The sequence below is a fragment of the Amycolatopsis sp. 505 genome (assembly GCF_031625235.1).
In the GTDB taxonomy this organism is placed as follows: Bacteria; Actinomycetota; Actinomycetes; order Mycobacteriales; family Pseudonocardiaceae; genus Amycolatopsis.
On the sequence record NZ_JACKQP010000002.1, the window covers coordinates 424,750 to 440,536 of the forward strand.

Consider the following 15,787-nt stretch of genomic DNA (forward strand, 5'->3'; position numbering starts at 1 on the left):
CAACTGGGGGCATGCAGGTGATCCACGAGGGCTCGGAGCTCTGGGGGCACGACCGCCCGGACCTGGGCGGACCCGAGCCCGGGCCGGCGTTCGGGCGGCTCTTCGACGCCCACGCCGCGCAGCTGCGGCGGTACCTGGCCCGCCGCGTCGGGGCCGAACCGGCGAACGACCTCGTCGCCGAGACCTTCCTCGTCGCGCTGCGGCGGCGGGAGTCCTACCGGCCCGAGCTGGGCACCGCCCGGTCGTGGCTCTACGGCATCGCCACCAACCTGCTGCGCCACCACGTGCGGTCCGAACTGCGCGGGCTGCAGGCCACCGCGCGGCTCGCGCGGACCGGCGAAGCGAGCCACGCGGGCCACGACGGCCGCGTCGCCGAACAGGTCGACGCCCAGGTGCGGGCCGCGCAGCTGGCCGGGGCGCTGGCCCGGCTCAGCCCGGCCGACCGCGACACGCTGCTGCTCGTCTCGTGGGCCGGGCTCGAGCCGGCCGAGGTCGCCGAGGCGCTGGGCATCCCGCCGGGTACCGTCCGGTCGCGGTTGCACCGGATCAGACGCTGGCTCAGGACGAACGCCCCGACCCCCGAGGAGGTGCAGGACCTTGCGTGAAGACAACGTCCAGAAGATCTGGTCCGAAGCCGAACTCGACTCGGCGCTCGAAGACCTGAACACCGACGTCGGCGACGACGACGGGCTCGCGTTCGCCCGCGCGTCCCTGCTCGCGGCGGCCGGCGTCGAGGAGGCTCCGCCCACCCGACCGCGCACGAGCGGGGCGTGGCGGTGGCTCGCGGTGGCCGCGGCCGTCGTCGCCCTGGTCGGCGGCCTCGGGGTCGCCGCCGCCGTGTGGACGCCGGACCCGCCGGAGACGTCGCGGCCCGCCGGGCCCGCCGCCGATCCCGACCGCCCGCTCGCGCCCGGCGAGTTCCACTACGCGGAGCAGCGCGACTGGACGACGTACTTCGGCAAGACGTTCGCGATCAAGGCCGAGCGGCGGGTCGAGCTCTGGATCCCGGCCGACCCCACCGGTGTGTGGCACCGGCGCACGTCGCTGACGGCGCAGCCGCACTGGGCGGACGGCCGGTCCGCCGAACCGCTGCCCGAGCCCGTCGACGAGTACGGGCCGGGCGGGGTGTTCCCCGGCCGGCCGAACTTCTCCGGAGAGACCAAGCCGTTCTGGAACACGCCGTTCACGAACTGGCTGAGCCCGGACGCCGCGTTCGTCGCTTCGCTCGTCCCCGACACGGAAAAGCTGCTCAAGCGGCTGAGGTTCGACACGGTCGACGTCAAGGACCCCGGGCAAGGGCGGGCGCACTCCGCCACGGAGTCGCTCGGCATGGCGCGCAGCGCGCTGGCGACCGGCCTGCTCCGGCCGGATGTCCGGTTCGCGCTGATCGACGCGCTCGCCGCCATCCCGAACATCCTCGTCGTCCCCCAGCGGACGACGCCGGACAACCGGCCGGCCACCGTCTACGTGGCCAAGGAGACCGGTGTGCGGTTGTTCGTCGACCCCGCGACCGCGCGGCTGCTGGCCGCGGACATCTCGCCGGCGACGGTGATCACCGGCCGGACCGAGGTGCCGATCAGCACGGGCGTGCCCCCGCCGAGCTCGGTGGCGCCGACCACCACGACAACGCGGTTCCCCGTGGCCCCGGACCGGCAGGACGCGCCGGACGCGCAGTACTTCTACGACATCACGCGCACCTCCGGGTGATCAGCGCGCATGGCCGGCCGCGTTCAGCGCGTCCGCGACGTTCGCCACCTCCAGCACCCGGATCCCGGCGGGCGGCTTGCCCGAGTCCGGCGGGACCAGCGCGTGCGTGAACCCGAGCCGGGCCGCCTCCGCCAGGCGGCGGCCCACGCTCGGCACGCGGCGGATCTCGCCCGCCAGCCCGACCTCGCCCACCGAGACGAGCCGCGGCGACAGGGCGACGTCGCCGAAGCTCGACGTCAGCGCCAGCACGAGCGCCAGGTCGATGCCCGGCTCGGTGATCTTCATGCCGCCGACCGTGGCCGCGTAGACGTCCTTGTCGCCGAGTTTGAGGCCGCCGCGCTTCTCCAGCACCGCGAGCACCATGGCGACCCGCGCGGAGTCGAGGCCGCTGACCGCGCGCCGCGGCTGCGGGGCCGCCGTCGACGACACCAGCGCCTGGACCTCGCCCAGCAGCGGCCGCTTGCCCTCCAGTGAGACGGTGATCGCCGTGCCGGACACCGGCTCGGCGGTGCGGCTCATGAACAGCCCCGACGGGTCCGGCACCCCGACGATGCCTTCTTCCTGCAGTTCGAAGCAGCCGATCTCGTCGGCCGCGCCGAACCGGTTCTTGATGCCGCGGACCATCCGCAGTGTCGAGTGCTTGTCGCCCTCGAACTGCAGCACGACGTCCACCAGGTGCTCCAGCACGCGCGGGCCGGCCACCGAGCCGTCCTTCGTGACGTGCCCCACGAGCACCACCGGCAGCCCGCGCTCCTTGGCCAGCGCGACCAGCCCGGACGTCACCGCGCGGACCTGCGTCACCCCGCCGGGCGAGCCGTCGACCTGCGGCGACGCCATGGTCTGCACCGAGTCGACGATCAGCACGCCGGGCTTGACGTCGTCGACGTGCCCGAGGATGGCGGAGAGGTCGCTCTCGGCGGCCAGGTACATCCGCTCGTGGACGTTGCCCGTTCGCTCGGCGCGCAACCGGACCTGGCCCGCGGATTCCTCGCCGGTGACGTAGAGGGACCGGTCGACCGTCTTCGCCCACTGGTAGGCGACCTCGAGCAGCAGGGTCGACTTGCCGACCCCGGGCTCACCGGCGAGCAGCACCACCGCGCCCGGCACCAGGCCACCGCCGAGCACCCGGTCGAGCTCCGGCACCCCGGTGCGCCGGGCGCGCGCAGCTTCGACGTCGACCTCGCCGATCGGCCGCGCGGGCGCACTCGGCGCCCCGGCGGCGACGCGCTGGATGGCCGGCTTCGCGGGTGCGCCGCGCTCCTCGAACGAGCCCCATTCCTGGCACTCCGGACAGCGGCCCAGCCACTTGGCCGCTTCGTATCCGCAGCTCCCGCAGCGGTAGGTGGTCCCTTTCTTCACCCCGCGAGGCTATCGGCGACCACCGACAAAACCGGCCGCCGGTGTCGCGAATGACTCATTCGGGACCTCGGACGTCGCGAATGAGTCATTCGCGGCATCCGGAGCGCGGCCGCACCGGCCTGAGGCCTACTCCTTGGCGTGCGCCGGCGCCGCGACCGGCAGGTCGACCGTCACCGGTCCGGCGTTCTGGAAGACGAACGTGACCTTGATGACCTGGCCCGGCCAGAGCGGCTGCTTGAGCGCGGGCAGCGTCACGGTGGCCTGGCCGACCTTCTCCGGCGCGGTCGGCGTCGCGGCCGGGCCGGACGACGGGACCTCGGAGGTGGCCGTCGCGGTCAGGTTGTTGCCCGGGCTGTTGGTGGCCGAGCTGCTGCCGGTCGGCGTGGCGGTGGACGTCGGCGCGCTCGGGGACGACGTCGGGGCGCCGGTGGACTGCACCTCGTTCGTCGACTCGACGGCGTCGTCCGGGCCGATCACCAGCGAGTGCATGGCGACGACGGTCTTGGAGCCCTCGATGGTCGCCTGGCCGCCGTCTTCGGTGGTCACCGAGACGAGCGTGTCGTCCTGGGCGCCCCGGTTGACGATCGTCAGGGTCAGCTTCGGGGTGGCGCCGGCCGCGTAACCCGGGCCCGACGTCGGGTACTGGACGGCCGCGTTGCGCAGGTCGATGTTCTTGACCTGGGCGTGCGTGCCGTTGACCGCGGGCTGCTGCGAGTCGGTCTGGGTGATCTGGCCGGCCCCGCACCCGGCGAGCACGAGCGCGGCACCGAGCGCCAGCACGCCCGCGCCGAGCACGCGACGATTCTGCAGCCTCACGTCGCAGTCCTTCCCTTTTCACGGCCTCGTCGCCCCGAAGACTAGCCGGGGTCGATCTCCGCCGCGGAACGGGTGTGCGTTGCCGGGGCGCGGCGACCAAGATCAACCGTCCACAAAGGAATTCCCAGCCCGTGACGAAACGCTTCCCCGCTACCTGCGTGAGCACGGGGGTCCGACGTTTGTCAACCCCCGGCCAGGCCGCTGACCTGCGAGGACGAGTCCGGCCCGCTAGGTGGGCACTGGCGGCCCGTGCTAGGATGGAGTCAGCGAAAGGGGCAGAGGACACATGGTTTTCAAGGTCGGAGAGACCGTCGTCTACCCGCACCACGGTGCCGCACTCATCGAAGCCATCGAGACCCGTGTGATCAAGGGCGAGGAAAAGAAGTACCTCGTCCTCAAGGTCGCGCAAGGGGATCTCACGGTTCGCGTGCCCGCAGACAACGCCGAAATCGTCGGCGTCCGCGATGTCGTCGGGCAAGAAGGACTGGACAAGGTCTTCGACGTTCTGCGTGCTCCGCACACCGAAGAGCCCACCAACTGGTCTCGTCGGTACAAGGCCAACCTCGAGAAGCTCGCCTCCGGCGATGTGAACAAGGTGGCCGAAGTGGTGCGCGACCTCTGGCGGCGAGAGAAGGACCGCGGACTTTCAGCCGGCGAGAAGCGCATGCTGGCGAAGGCGCGGCAAATTCTGGTCAGCGAGCTCGCGCTCGCGGAGGGCACCGACGAGGACAAGGCTGAGGTCCTCCTCGACGAAGTTCTGGAAACCGCGACGGTCTGAGAACTGCCAGGCGCCTTCCCTTGCGGGAGGGTGGGTGCCTCTACGATCGCGTACCGATGAACGTCGTCGCGATCGTGACCGTCGCACATCATGCCTCCGACGGAGAGTCAGCTCTCACGCCGGTCCATGGTGAGGCGCTACTCACGCACACCGTGCGGGGGCTGCTCGGCGTACCGGAGATCGATCTGGTGCTCGTAGCGGCCCCCCAGCGGTGTGCTTCGTCGTTTTCCGAGGCCGTCCGCGGTCTCGGCTGCCGGGTGGTGCCCGGCACGCTCCGGCAGGCCTTCGCCGCCGTCGAGCCCGAACTTGCCCGTGATTCAGTTGTACTCCTCCACGACGCGCTGCGGGCCTTCATCCCTGCGCAAACAGTGCGTGACGTGATCAGCGCGGTCCGTGACGGCGAGCGGGTCGTCGTGCCCGTGCTGCCGATGGCGGACACGGTGAAGGTGACCGACGCGGCTTCGCTGATCGTCGGCACCGAGGACCGTTCGCGCCTGCGCACGCTCCAGACGCCGGTGGGCTACGCGTTCGGGGCGTTCCAGCCGGACCTCGCGCCGGCCGGCGCGGCGACGGTCGAGGGCCACCCGGACGCGATGCGCGTCACCACCGAGTTCGAACTGTCCCTGGCCGAGGCGATCGCGGCGGCACCGAAGAACGAGGAGACGCTGTGAGGGTCGGCAACGGCGTGGACGTCCACCCGGTCGAAAAGGGCCGCGAGTGCTGGATGGCGGGCCTGTTGTGGCCGGAGGCGGACGGCTGCGCGGGCCATTCGGACGGAGACGTCGCAGCGCACGCGCTGTGCGACGCCCTCCTGTCGGCGGCCGGCCTCGGCGACCTGGGCGCGGTGTTCGGCACGGGCGACCCCCGCATGGACGGCGCGCACGGGACGGACATGCTGGCCGAGGTCCGCGGCCTGATCGAGGCGGCGGGCTGGCGGGTGGGGAACGCCACGGTCCAGATCGTGGGCAACTCGCCACGCGTCGGCAAGCGGCGCGACGAGGCCCAGAAGGTGCTGTCGGAGGCGGTGGGCGGCCCGGTGAGCGTGTCGGGCACGACCTCGGACGGCCTGGGGCTGACGGGCCGCGGCGAGGGCATCGCGGCCTTCGCGACGGCGCTCCTGCTCGCGGCGGAATAGGCGCACTTCGGCCGGCCCCGTGATGTCGCGAATGACTCATTCGGGACGTCGGAGGTCCCGAATGAGTCATTCGCGACCTTCGAGGAGCGCCAGCACGCCCGCTGCCGGCGGCGGAATAGGCCCCCACCCGCGCCCGTTCGGCGTGATATGGCCCTCACTCTCTCGGACGACGTCCGCGCGCTGATCGACGGGAAGAACTTCGCCACGGTCGCCACCCTCGATCCCGATGGGAGCCCGCAGACCTCCGTCGTCTGGGTCGGGCTCGACGACGGCGAGCTCGTCTTCAGCGCGACCGAGGACCGGCGGAAGGTCCGCAACCTGCGGCGCGATCCCCGCATCAGCGTCTCCATCACCGACGCCGAGAACCCCTACCGGCACACGCAGCTGCGCGGCCGCGTCACCATCACCCCCGACCCCGGCAAGACACTGCCCAAGACGCTCAGCCACAAGTACCTCGCCGAGGACCCGCCGCCCGAGGGCGCCGATGTCCAGCGGGTGGTCGTGCGCCTGAAAACCGAGAAGATCGCCGGCAACGTGAAATAGGGTCCAGACCATGGGTGTGACTTTCAACGAGGCCACCAAGGCCCTCTTCGACGGCAACAACTTCCCGGTGGTCGCCACCATCAACGCCGACGGCTCGGTGCAGACCTCGGTCGTCTGGGCGAAGCGGGACGGCGACACCGTCCTCTTCGCGACCGTCCGCGGGCGGCTCAAGGAGCGGAACCTGCAGCGCGACCCGCGCGTCTCGCTGTCCGTCTTCGACCTCGAAGACCCGCTCAAGTACGTCGAGGTCCGCGGCCGCGCCGAGATCACCGAGGAAGGCGGCCGGGAGCTGATCAACGAGCTCTCGCACAAGTACGACGGCAAGGACTTCCGCACCGAGCCGCCGGAGGTCGTGCGCGTGGTCGTCCGGGTCGTCCCGGACAAGGTCACCGGCTACGCGGCGTGACGTGATGCGGGTCGCGGGCGGCACGTCTGCGCCCGCGGCCTCGCTAGGCTGGGTCGCATGACGATCAGGGCGGTGTTGTTCGACTTCTCCGGCACGCTCTTCCGGCTCGAGCAGGACGAGTCCTGGCTCACCGAACTGACGAACCACAACGGTGACCCGCTCGACATCGAGGCGCAGGCCGAGCTGATGCGCCGGATGACCGCCCCGGTCGGGCAGGTCGTCGAGCTCGACGCCGAGCACCTGCACGCCTGGCACCACCGGGACCGCGACCCCGAGCTGCACCGGAAGGTGTACCTCGAGGTGCTCAAGAAATCCGGCGTCCCGCGCGTGGAGCAGGCGAAGGCGCTGTACGACCGGCTCATCGATCCCAGCCAGTGGACGCCGTACCCGGACACCGAAGCCGCGCTCAAGGCCGCCGCCGAGCGGGGCCTGAAGGTCGGCGTGCTGAGCAACATCGCCTTCGACATCCGGCCCGCCTTCGCCGCCCGCGGGTGGGACGCCTACGTCGACGCATTCGTGCTGTCCTTCGAGGTCGGCGCGGTCAAGCCGGAGCTGGAGATCTTCCGCAGGGCCGTCGAGTCGCTCGGCGTCCCGGCGACCGAGACGCTGATGGTCGGCGACAGCGAGGAAGCCGATGGCGGCGCTCGCGCCCTGGGCTGCGAGTTCGCGCTGGTCGACCCGCTGCCCACGGCCGAGCGGCCGGACGCCCTGCTCACGGCGTTGCGCACCCACGGCGTCGGCTGAGGGCCAGAGATATTCCTCTCGCCCGACCCCGTACCCTTTGAGGGTGGCCCTTCACCTTTTCGACACAGCGACCCGGAGCGTACGGGAGTTCCACCCCGTCCGTAGCGGAACGGCGTCGATCTACGTGTGCGGGGCCACCGTGCAGGGCGTTCCGCACATCGGGCACGTCCGCGGCGTCCTGAACTACGACGTCCTGCGCCGCTGGCTCGTCCACAGTGGACTGGACGTGCTGCTGGTCCGCAACGTCACGGACATCGACGACAAGATCCTGACCAAGGCCGCCGAGAACGAGCGGCCCTGGTGGGAGTGGGGCGCGACGCACGAGCGCGCCTTCGAGACCGCGTACGAGCAGCTGGGCTGCCTGCCGCCGTCGATCAACCCGCGCGCGACCGGGCACGTCACCCAGATGGTCGAGCTGATGGAGCGCCTCATCGAGAGCGGCCACGGCTACGTGGCGGACGGCGACGTCTACTTCTCGGTGAAGTCGTTCGACGACTACGGCAAGCTCTCCGGCCAGGTCCTCGAGGACGTCCAGCAGGGCGAGACGCCGACCCGCGGCAAGCGCGACCCGCGCGACTTCACCATGTGGAAGAGCGCGAAGCCGGGCGAGCCGTCGTGGCCGACGCCGTGGGGGCAGGGCCGGCCGGGCTGGCACCTGGAGTGCTCGGCGATGGCGACGGCGTACCTCGGCGCGGAGTTCGACATCCACGGCGGCGGCATCGACCTGGTCTTCCCGCACCACGAGAACGAGCGCGCCCAGTCGAACGCGGCCGGCGACGCCTTCGCGCGGTTCTGGCTGCACAACGCCTGGGTGACGATGTCGGGCGAGAAGATGTCGAAGTCGCTCGGCAACACCGTGTCGATCCCGGCGATGCTGGACCGCTACCGGGCCCCGGAGCTGCGGTACTACCTGGTCCAGCCGCACTACCGGTCGACGATCGAGTACTCCGGCGCGGCGGTCTCCGAGGCCGCGCAGGGCTACCGGCGGATCGAGACGTTCCTGCGCCGCGCCGCCCAGTCGGGCGAAGTGACGATCGGCACGATCCCCGAAGCGTTCGCGAACGCGCTCGACGACGACCTCGCCACCCCGCAGGCGTTCGCCGTGGTCCACACCACGGTCCGGGACGGTAACGCCGCCCTCGACGCGGGCGACACCTCCAAGGCACTCGAATTCGCCGCGGCCGTCCGCGCGATGACCGACGTGCTCGGCCTCGACCCGCTGTCCGCGCGCTGGTCCGAGGCGGGCGGTTCCGACACGCCCACCCAGGAAGCGCTGGCCCGGATCGTCGAAGGGCTGCTGGCCGAGCGCCAGCAGGCCCGGGCCGAGAAGGACTTCGCCCGCGCGGACGCCGCCCGTGACCGCCTCTCGCAGGCGGGCATCGTGGTGGAGGACACCCCCAACGGTCCTCAGTGGACTGTGAAGTCCGACTGAACCGGCTTTCTAGGCAAGGAACTTTCACCATGGCAGGCAATTCGCGGCGCCAGGGCGCGATCCGCAAGGCGGGCACCAAGAAGGGTGCCGTCGTCGGCTCGGGCGGTCAGCGCCGCAAGGCCCTCGAAGGCAAGGGGCCGACCCCGAAGGCGGAGGACCGTCCCGGGCACAAGGCCTACCGCCAGGCGAACGCCCAGACCAAGCGCGACCAGGCCCGGCAGCGGAAGGCCGACAAGCCGGAGCTGATCGCCGGGCGCAACCCGGTGGTCGAGGCGCTGCGCGCGGACGTCCCGGGCACGGCGCTGTACGTCGCGCTGAACATCGACATCGACGAGCGCGTCAACGAGGCCGTCCGGCTCGCCGGCGACAAGGGCATCTCGATCCTCGAGATCCCGCGCGAGGAGCTGGACCGCAAGACGAACCGGGCCATGCACCAGGGCCTGGGCCTGCAGGTCCCGCCGTTCGAGTACGCCCACCCGGACGACCTGATGGCGGTGGCCCGCAACTCGGGCCAGACGCCGCTGTTCGTCGCGCTGGACGGCGTCACGGATCCCCGCAACCTGGGCGCGGTGATCCGCTCGGCGGCCGCGTTCGGGGCGCAGGGCGTGCTGCTGCCGGAGCGGCGCAGCGCGGGCATGACGGCGGTGGCGTGGCGCACGAGCGCGGGCACGGCGGCGAAGCTGCCGATCGCGGTGGCGACGAACCTGACGCGCCAGCTCAAGGCGTGGGCGAACGAGGGCCTGATGCTGGTCGGCCTGGACGCCGACGGGTCGGTGGACATCGACGAGCTGGAGCTGGCGGCGGACCCGCTGGTCATCGTGCTGGGCTCGGAGGGCCGCGGCCTGTCCCGCCTGGTCCGCGAGACGTGCGACGCCACGGTGTCGATCCCGATGGCGGCGGGCGTCGAGTCGTTGAACGCCTCGGTGGCGGCGGGCGTCCTGCTCGCGGAGGTGGCGCGCCGCCGCCGTGCCGCCGGGCGGGTCTGACCCCGGTCACCCAGCCGGGTTAAGGTCACCGTCGGATAAACCGAGGGGACCCGATGTCGTTCGTTTCGCCGCTCTTCCTGTGGTACTTCATGCCGGCGGTGCTCATCGCCGTGCTGGTGTGCCCGCGGAGCTGGCGGAACGGCATCATCGCGGTGGCGAGCCTGCTGTTCTACACGATCGGCGCGGGCGCGTTCGTGTTCCTGCTGCTCGGCTGCATGGTGGTCAACTTCCTGGTCGGCCCCCTCCTGGCGCCCAGCCCCTGGGACGTCCACGGCGTCCGCCGGCGCCGGATCCTCATCGCGGTGGTGGCGCTGGACGTCGCGGTGCTGCTGGTCTGGAAGTACGCGGGTTTCGCCACCCAGCAGATCGCGGCGGTGGCCCACTGGTTCGGCGGCAGCGTGCCGGTGGCGAGCCTGGTGGTGCCGATCGGCATCTCGTTCTACACGTTCCACCACATCTCGTACGTGGTCGACATCTACCGCGGGGAGCGCCAGGCCCTGCGCAACCCGGTGGCGTTCACGGCGTACATCGCGATGTTCCCGCAGCTGGTGGCGGGCCCGATCGTGCGGTACCGGGAGATCGCGGACCAGCTACCCCAGCTGCGTTCGCACCGCCTCGACGACATCGCGGCGGGCTTCCCGAGGTTCGCACTGGGGCTGTGCAAGAAGGCGATCATCGCCGACTCGCTGGGACCGCTGGTGGACGCGTGTTTCAAGGTCCCCCCGGACCAGATGACGTTCGCGACGGCCTGGCTGGGCGCGATCGGGTACACGCTCCAGCTGTTCTTCGACTTCTCGGGCTACTCGGACATGGCCATCGGCCTGGGCCGCATGCTGGGTTTCCGGTTGCCGGAGAACTTCGCGAGGCCGTATTCCTCGGTGACGATCACGGAGTTCTGGCGCCGCTGGCACATGAGCTTGAGCCGCTGGTTCCGCGACTACGTGTACATCCCCCTGGGCGGCAACCGCCACGGAGCGGCCAAGACGTACCGGAACCTGTGCATAGTGTTCGTGTTGACGGGCTTCTGGCACGGAGCCCAGTGGACGTTCCTGGTCTGGGGTTGCTACCACGGGGCGCTCCTGGTGATCGAGCGCCGGTTCGGCCTGGACCTGGACCCGTCGACGCCCTGGAAACGCCATCTGCGCCGAGCGTTGACGATGTTGCTGGTGGTGTTCGGCTGGGTGTTCTTCAGGTCCCCGGACATCGGACACGCGCTGTCGATGATCGGCCACATGCTGATCCCGGACTTCACCGGCCTGGGACCGAGCGTGGAGCAGGCGTTCACCAACCAGCGCCTGGTCCTGCTGCTGGCGGCCCTGGCCGTGTTCCTCCTCCCGGCCCACCCGGTGACGGGACCACTGCTGGAGTCGAGCCGAAGCCGCCCGGCGACGGCGTTGCGAATCGGCGTGATGACGGCAGGCCTGCTGTACGCGGCAATCCTGATCGCCACGGGAACATTCAGCCCGTTCTTGTACTACCAGTTCTAGCGGCCACCCCTGGACGGGTGGATCTTCGGCGGCTCCCACCACCTCCTACCTGTGGATTCAAGTCTCGCGAGTTCTCCGCACTTCTCGCCGCTGCCCGTCCTCAGACGGCCTGGAGACGGCCTGAGCGGCCGCGACCACTCCTCCCCCATCGTCCCGATAAACAGCCATCCTCAGCGGCCGTCGCGCCGGGTCAAGGCACGCTTCCCAGCCTTGACGCGGTGCGGCGGCCGTTGGACGATCCGGCGCTCGGGTCGGTGGGGCTGGTGACGGACGTCGAGTAGCCGGCCACCTGCCCGAGCTGGCCTCTTAGAGCTGAGGTGGACCTCTCGGCGGCGCGCTGTGCCCGGCTGCGCTCGGCGGGCTCGGCCCGCGACCGGCGGCCGGAGCGGAGCGGCAGGCCGTCCGTGTCGCACGGGGCCGGAGCCCGCCAACGCAAGGTGACCAGCGCGCCGCCGCTGGCGGCGCGCCTTGATCCCATAGAGCCAAGTTCGGCAGCCGCCACGTCTGGGTGCAAAGTGAAGACGGTGACTTGACGTAGCACCTGGGAATTAGATGCAGACTATACTCAGGCCATGCCAATGACCGAGCGTGACATGTTGACACAGTATGGGGAAGCTGTGTTCTCGGGTAACGCTGCTCTGTTTGTCGGCGCAGGCTTGTCGATGGGGGCCGGCTATCCGAGTTGGAATTCGTTGCTGGAGGACGTCCGCACTAAGGTTCGCGTACCCGAGGACTTCTCCGACCTTCCGCTGCTCGCGCAGTACTTCGTACAAACCGAGCCAGGCGGAAGATCGGTTCTAAACAATCTCATACTCGGTCGACTGAACGAGGTCGAGACTAAGTCAAGCGTCGGACACAAGTTGCTCGAACAGCTTGACATTGATGATATCTGGACCACAAACTACGATTGCCTTATCGAGGATAGCATTCCTCAAGCTCGTGTAATTACCTCTGATGGCGACTTGCTTCTACGAAACGTCCCTCAACGTCGGCGCGTTACAAAAATGCATGGAAGCCTATCTAGCGGGGGGCCAGCCAGATGGCTAACCCCTCCAGTTATTACACGCAGCGACTACGAGCGCTACGAGTTGACCTATCCGCGCTTATGGGCCACCTTGAAGGCGACATACCTCACCAAGTCAATGCTATTCCTAGGATTCAGCTTCACTGATCCGAACATAGAAATTCTACTTAAGCTCTCTAGGTCACTTCAGAAAAGCGAGTACGCCGAGCACTTTACAGTACTGCGTCGGCCGGATGACCCAGCCGAGCGCAGGCTGCACGACTTACGCGTCGTGGACCTGGAGAACAGCAATATTGGCGTCTGCGAAGTAGACAATTTTGAACAACTCAATGAATTTCTTAGTCGCCTGGTCAGACGGACAAAGAAGAAGAAGATTTTCGTCTCTGGCGGCGCCCCCGACAGCGGAGACGTTACCGAGGTCGCAAAACTACTCGGAAGTCGGCTCGCTGAATTTGAGTTAGGCATTATCAGTCTCGCCGGGAAAGCGGCAATGATTGTTTCCTATGAGTTTGGTCGAGAAAGGCGAATGACCGGCCGTTACGATCCGTTCTCTATTGAGCTCTTCTTTCGCCAGAAGAGCGGCGAGGCCCCTGCACTGAAAGAACGAGTAGGCACGGCAATATACACGAACTATGACCAAGCAGACCTTAGGAGGCATGTTATCGACCAGAGCCGATCGATGGTAGTAATTGGCGGCGCAGACGGAACCATGGATGAGATAGAGCTTGCCTTAGGAATGGGCGTGCCGGTTATCCCGTTGGCTCACACCGGCGGCGCGGCCCGAGCCGCCTGGTCCGGACGTACTATGCCAGAACTTCTCTCATTAGATGACGATTCAACCGTCCGGCAGGACGATTGGAAACTGCTGAATGACTTGGACCCTCGCGTCGCCGTGTCGGCTGCGGTGAGACTGATTCGCCAAACGATGTATTTGAGTGGTCCGACATGACAATAGGACTTCTCGGTAAACTACTTGACGCAGATGATGCGTCTTCAGTTGATGCGGCAGCGACCGTCCTCGCCGCTTTGGAGTTAGTTCCCGCACATCCGCGGGACCTGACCGACGTCTTGAGGACTCGTTCAACTGGAGTACGCCGGGTCTCAGAACGAATGAATGAGTTTATTCGATATATTGATCAGAGACTCGATGAACGCCGGGTCGATTTTTGGCTCTCAACAGCACGAAAGCTTACCGAGCAAGACTCGCGACTGAGCTTGCACATGGTCACCGACCATAACTTCCCTCGAAATCTACGAGAGTCATACGACTGTCCGCCGTTGATTTGGGTGCGGGGTGAACTTTCCCCCGAAGACAATAGCTCGATTTCCATTATTGGAAGCCGAAGAGCATCACGTGACAGCCTCGACTTCTCCTATGAAGCAGCCTCGGCGGTCGCCAAGAGTGGGTTCTGCGTTATTTCGGGCCTTGCTCGTGGGATTGACACCGCAGCACACAGGGCTGCCATCGATTTGTCCGCAAGAACAGTCGGGGTTTTAGGCTTTGGAATAGGATACCCTCTTTATCCTCCAGAAAATGCTGTTCTCGCCGAGAAAATTCTTGATAACGGCGTCCTTCTGACTTACTTTCCTCCATCTTCGCCACCAACTCCCAGTTCATTCGTCGCAAGAAACTCTGTGATCAGCGCCCTTTCTAAGGTTAGCCTCTTGGTCGACGGGGAGGAAAAAAGTGGCAGCAGGACCGAGGTGGAATTTGCGCTGCAACAAGGGAGACGGGTACTGTTCTGGCGGGGAGCCGCCGAAAAGCATTCGTGGATCAGATTATTCGCAATGCAAGAGAATGTCGGAATAGTCGAGTCTTCCGATGACGTGGTCGACGAACTTAGAAGAGCGTACGTATAGTGCTTTCTAGACTAAGACTGGAGCAGGCGCTACAGCTGGAGTCGGCTTTAGCCGATCTGCTTGTCAGCGTTCCTTCCGATGATACAGATATCTGTCCAATTTGTCGGAGTTGGCGACATGAGCGTTTTCCTCTCTGTTCGAACTGCATGGAGATGTCGGAGTCGCTTTCTCGGCCATGCGAGCTTGTCATACCCATCTCTATGTATCGCAAGCCCTCCGCTTTGAGAGATGTTCTTAGCTACTATAAGCCAGGACGCGAGAAGTTCGAGCCGTCGTATGGTCGGTTCGTGGCGCTGATATTAGACTTGTTCTTACACTATAATCTTGCGCTTCTCGAAGATGTGACAGAAGGTTTCGATTGTGTCGTGACCGTCCCATCGACACGTCCCGAACCTTCCGATTCTTTGCAAAAGATCATTGAAGGTACTGATAGCTTCGGCGCGCCCTATGTGCAACCTCTTCGTCGAGGGCGGGTTGATCTAGGCTCGCGAGTGATGAGCGATGAAGGTTTTTCAGTTCATGGGAATATACACGGACGCAGGGTTCTCCTATTAGACGATGTTTACACAACAGGTGCTCGTGCACAGAGTGCTGCATCTGCGCTAGCTCTGGCTGGGGCAACCGTAGTAGCCATCTTGGTACTCGCTCGTCGCATCAACCCCGAGTTTAATGAAGCGTCAGCTCGCGTGTGGCAGCGACAAGAGAAAAGGCGTTTTACTTTCCCGCGCGCGATGGGCTGGCTTATCGATTGAATGGCAACTAGGCCACAATCTCGATCACGCGAGGTGTTATCTGTTCTGCGCCACCAGGTGACACCCGAAGTGCGCATGCGCCTTCAAGCAACTGGTGTGCGATCCAGCGATAATCTACGAGCGGGGTAAATAGCAGCGCTTTCGCAAGGAATTGCGTAAGCTCAGTGTCAGTGATCAGACTCGCACCGTAAAAGTGATACGAACGTCCCGAATCCAACACTACGCCAGGAAGCCCCAGTCGCCGGACAACATTTGACACGACCGAGTGATTCGAATGCGTCGACTTCAATCGGAAGTCAAGCATGGGCACGTGTTTGTATTCATCTTCCACGGTTAGCACCTTCGAGCTAACCATCAATGAATAGTCGGCAGGCAAAAGTGCAATAGTCGCATCGATCTCTTTGACAAGGTCCGATGAGGTTGCAATCTCCACCTTCTTTTGAGTCGATGTTTCGACATGAAAAGTAGCAGAGTCTAGTACCTTTTCCGGTATCTCCTTACCCGAGTTTGTCGCAACAAAGAAAATACTCATCCAGTAAGGAATATTGAAGTTCTCCCTGAGCTCAAGCGCTTGCGGTACGAACTCCTGAATTTCAGGACTTTTGCCGAGGCCCGGGCTGCGACCTGCCGGCTTGGGGTCTACCTCGAAGAGCGTCAGTTTTTTGATTCTTTCCTCGGACAATGCTTCAAGGACGCCAAGAGCGTCGTCTGCCCTCTTCAGCAAGTTAAGCGTACCGGTTGCACCTGTCATTGCGCTC

Annotated in this window: 17 protein-coding genes; 14 read left to right on the forward strand and 3 right to left on the reverse strand. The window is 66.5% G+C overall.

What is annotated here, in order from left to right; genetic code table 11:
* Nucleotides 1-11 precede the first annotated feature (11 nt).
* Together H5965_RS08960 and H5965_RS08965 are read left to right on the forward strand one after the other, a co-directional pair.
* Nucleotides 12-605: a sigma-70 family RNA polymerase sigma factor gene (locus H5965_RS08960; RefSeq protein WP_310968944.1), complete on the forward strand. Its 594-nt coding sequence runs from the start codon at nucleotides 12-14 to the stop codon at nucleotides 603-605.
* Nucleotides 598-1,707, forward strand: a complete 1,110-nt coding sequence (locus H5965_RS08965) for a hypothetical protein (protein ID WP_310968946.1) — start codon at nucleotides 598-600, stop codon at nucleotides 1,705-1,707. Before H5965_RS08960 ends, H5965_RS08965 begins: the two co-directional genes overlap by 8 nt.
* Here the strand turns inward: H5965_RS08965 and radA are convergent, their stop codons facing one another.
* Together radA and H5965_RS08975 are read right to left on the reverse strand one after the other, a co-directional pair.
* A complete protein-coding gene (gene radA / locus H5965_RS08970) occupies nucleotides 1,708-3,066 on the reverse strand; it encodes a DNA repair protein RadA (RefSeq protein ID WP_310968947.1) in 1,359 nt (452 codons plus the stop codon).
* A 126-nt stretch (nucleotides 3,067-3,192) separates the two neighbouring features.
* Nucleotides 3,193-3,882, reverse strand: a complete 690-nt coding sequence (locus H5965_RS08975; RefSeq protein ID WP_310968949.1) for a hypothetical protein — start codon at nucleotides 3,880-3,882, stop codon at nucleotides 3,193-3,195.
* Nucleotides 3,883-4,168: 286 nt separating this feature from the next.
* Here H5965_RS08975 and H5965_RS08980 point away from each other — a divergent pair, with 286 nt between their 5' ends.
* From H5965_RS08980 to H5965_RS09035, 12 genes are all read left to right on the forward strand, one after another.
* A complete protein-coding gene (locus H5965_RS08980) occupies nucleotides 4,169-4,660 on the forward strand; it encodes a CarD family transcriptional regulator (protein ID WP_004559016.1) in 492 nt (163 codons plus the stop codon).
* Between the two features lie 56 nt (nucleotides 4,661-4,716).
* The gene (locus H5965_RS08985) at nucleotides 4,717-5,331 is read left to right on the forward strand and encodes a 2-C-methyl-D-erythritol 4-phosphate cytidylyltransferase (protein WP_310968958.1); all 615 of its coding nucleotides are present in this window, start codon (nucleotides 4,717-4,719) and stop codon (nucleotides 5,329-5,331) included.
* Nucleotides 5,328-5,795, forward strand: a complete 468-nt coding sequence (gene ispF, locus H5965_RS08990) for a 2-C-methyl-D-erythritol 2,4-cyclodiphosphate synthase (RefSeq protein WP_310968959.1) — start codon at nucleotides 5,328-5,330, stop codon at nucleotides 5,793-5,795. Before H5965_RS08985 ends, ispF begins: the two co-directional genes overlap by 4 nt.
* A 147-nt stretch (nucleotides 5,796-5,942) precedes the next feature.
* Entirely contained in the window at nucleotides 5,943-6,338 is a 396-nt protein-coding gene (locus H5965_RS08995; protein WP_310968961.1) for a PPOX class F420-dependent oxidoreductase, read from the forward strand.
* Nucleotides 6,339-6,348: 10 nt separating this feature from the next.
* On the forward strand, nucleotides 6,349-6,744 hold the full coding sequence (locus H5965_RS09000; protein WP_310968963.1) for a PPOX class F420-dependent oxidoreductase: 396 nt from the start codon (nucleotides 6,349-6,351) through the stop codon (nucleotides 6,742-6,744).
* Nucleotides 6,745-6,801: 57 nt separating this feature from the next.
* Entirely contained in the window at nucleotides 6,802-7,488 is a 687-nt protein-coding gene (locus H5965_RS09005) for an HAD family hydrolase (protein ID WP_310968964.1), read from the forward strand.
* Nucleotides 7,489-7,531: 43 nt separating this feature from the next.
* A complete protein-coding gene (gene cysS / locus H5965_RS09010) occupies nucleotides 7,532-8,920 on the forward strand; it encodes a cysteine--tRNA ligase (protein WP_310968966.1) in 1,389 nt (462 codons plus the stop codon).
* A 29-nt stretch (nucleotides 8,921-8,949) separates the two neighbouring features.
* The gene (gene rlmB / locus H5965_RS09015) at nucleotides 8,950-9,906 is read left to right on the forward strand and encodes a 23S rRNA (guanosine(2251)-2'-O)-methyltransferase RlmB (RefSeq protein ID WP_310968968.1); all 957 of its coding nucleotides are present in this window, start codon (nucleotides 8,950-8,952) and stop codon (nucleotides 9,904-9,906) included.
* Nucleotides 9,907-9,959: 53 nt separating this feature from the next.
* Nucleotides 9,960-11,393 carry an MBOAT family protein gene (locus H5965_RS09020; protein ID WP_310968969.1) on the forward strand — a complete coding sequence of 478 codons (1,434 nt, stop codon included), beginning with the start codon at nucleotides 9,960-9,962 and terminating at the stop codon, nucleotides 11,391-11,393.
* A 572-nt stretch (nucleotides 11,394-11,965) separates the two neighbouring features.
* The gene (locus H5965_RS09025; RefSeq protein ID WP_310968970.1) at nucleotides 11,966-13,366 is read left to right on the forward strand and encodes an SIR2 family protein; all 1,401 of its coding nucleotides are present in this window, start codon (nucleotides 11,966-11,968) and stop codon (nucleotides 13,364-13,366) included.
* Nucleotides 13,363-14,277, forward strand: a complete 915-nt coding sequence (locus H5965_RS09030; RefSeq protein WP_310968972.1) for a DNA-processing protein DprA — start codon at nucleotides 13,363-13,365, stop codon at nucleotides 14,275-14,277. Before H5965_RS09025 ends, H5965_RS09030 begins: the two co-directional genes overlap by 4 nt.
* Before the next feature lie 287 nt (nucleotides 14,278-14,564).
* Nucleotides 14,565-15,029 carry a hypothetical protein gene (locus H5965_RS09035; RefSeq protein ID WP_310968974.1) on the forward strand — a complete coding sequence of 155 codons (465 nt, stop codon included), beginning with the start codon at nucleotides 14,565-14,567 and terminating at the stop codon, nucleotides 15,027-15,029.
* A 7-nt stretch (nucleotides 15,030-15,036) separates the two neighbouring features.
* On the opposite strand, the gene H5965_RS09040 is transcribed toward H5965_RS09035, so the two are convergent.
* On the reverse strand, nucleotides 15,037-15,780 hold the full coding sequence (locus H5965_RS09040) for a hypothetical protein (protein WP_310968975.1): 744 nt from the start codon (nucleotides 15,778-15,780) through the stop codon (nucleotides 15,037-15,039).
* Nucleotides 15,781-15,787: the final 7 nt, after the last annotated feature.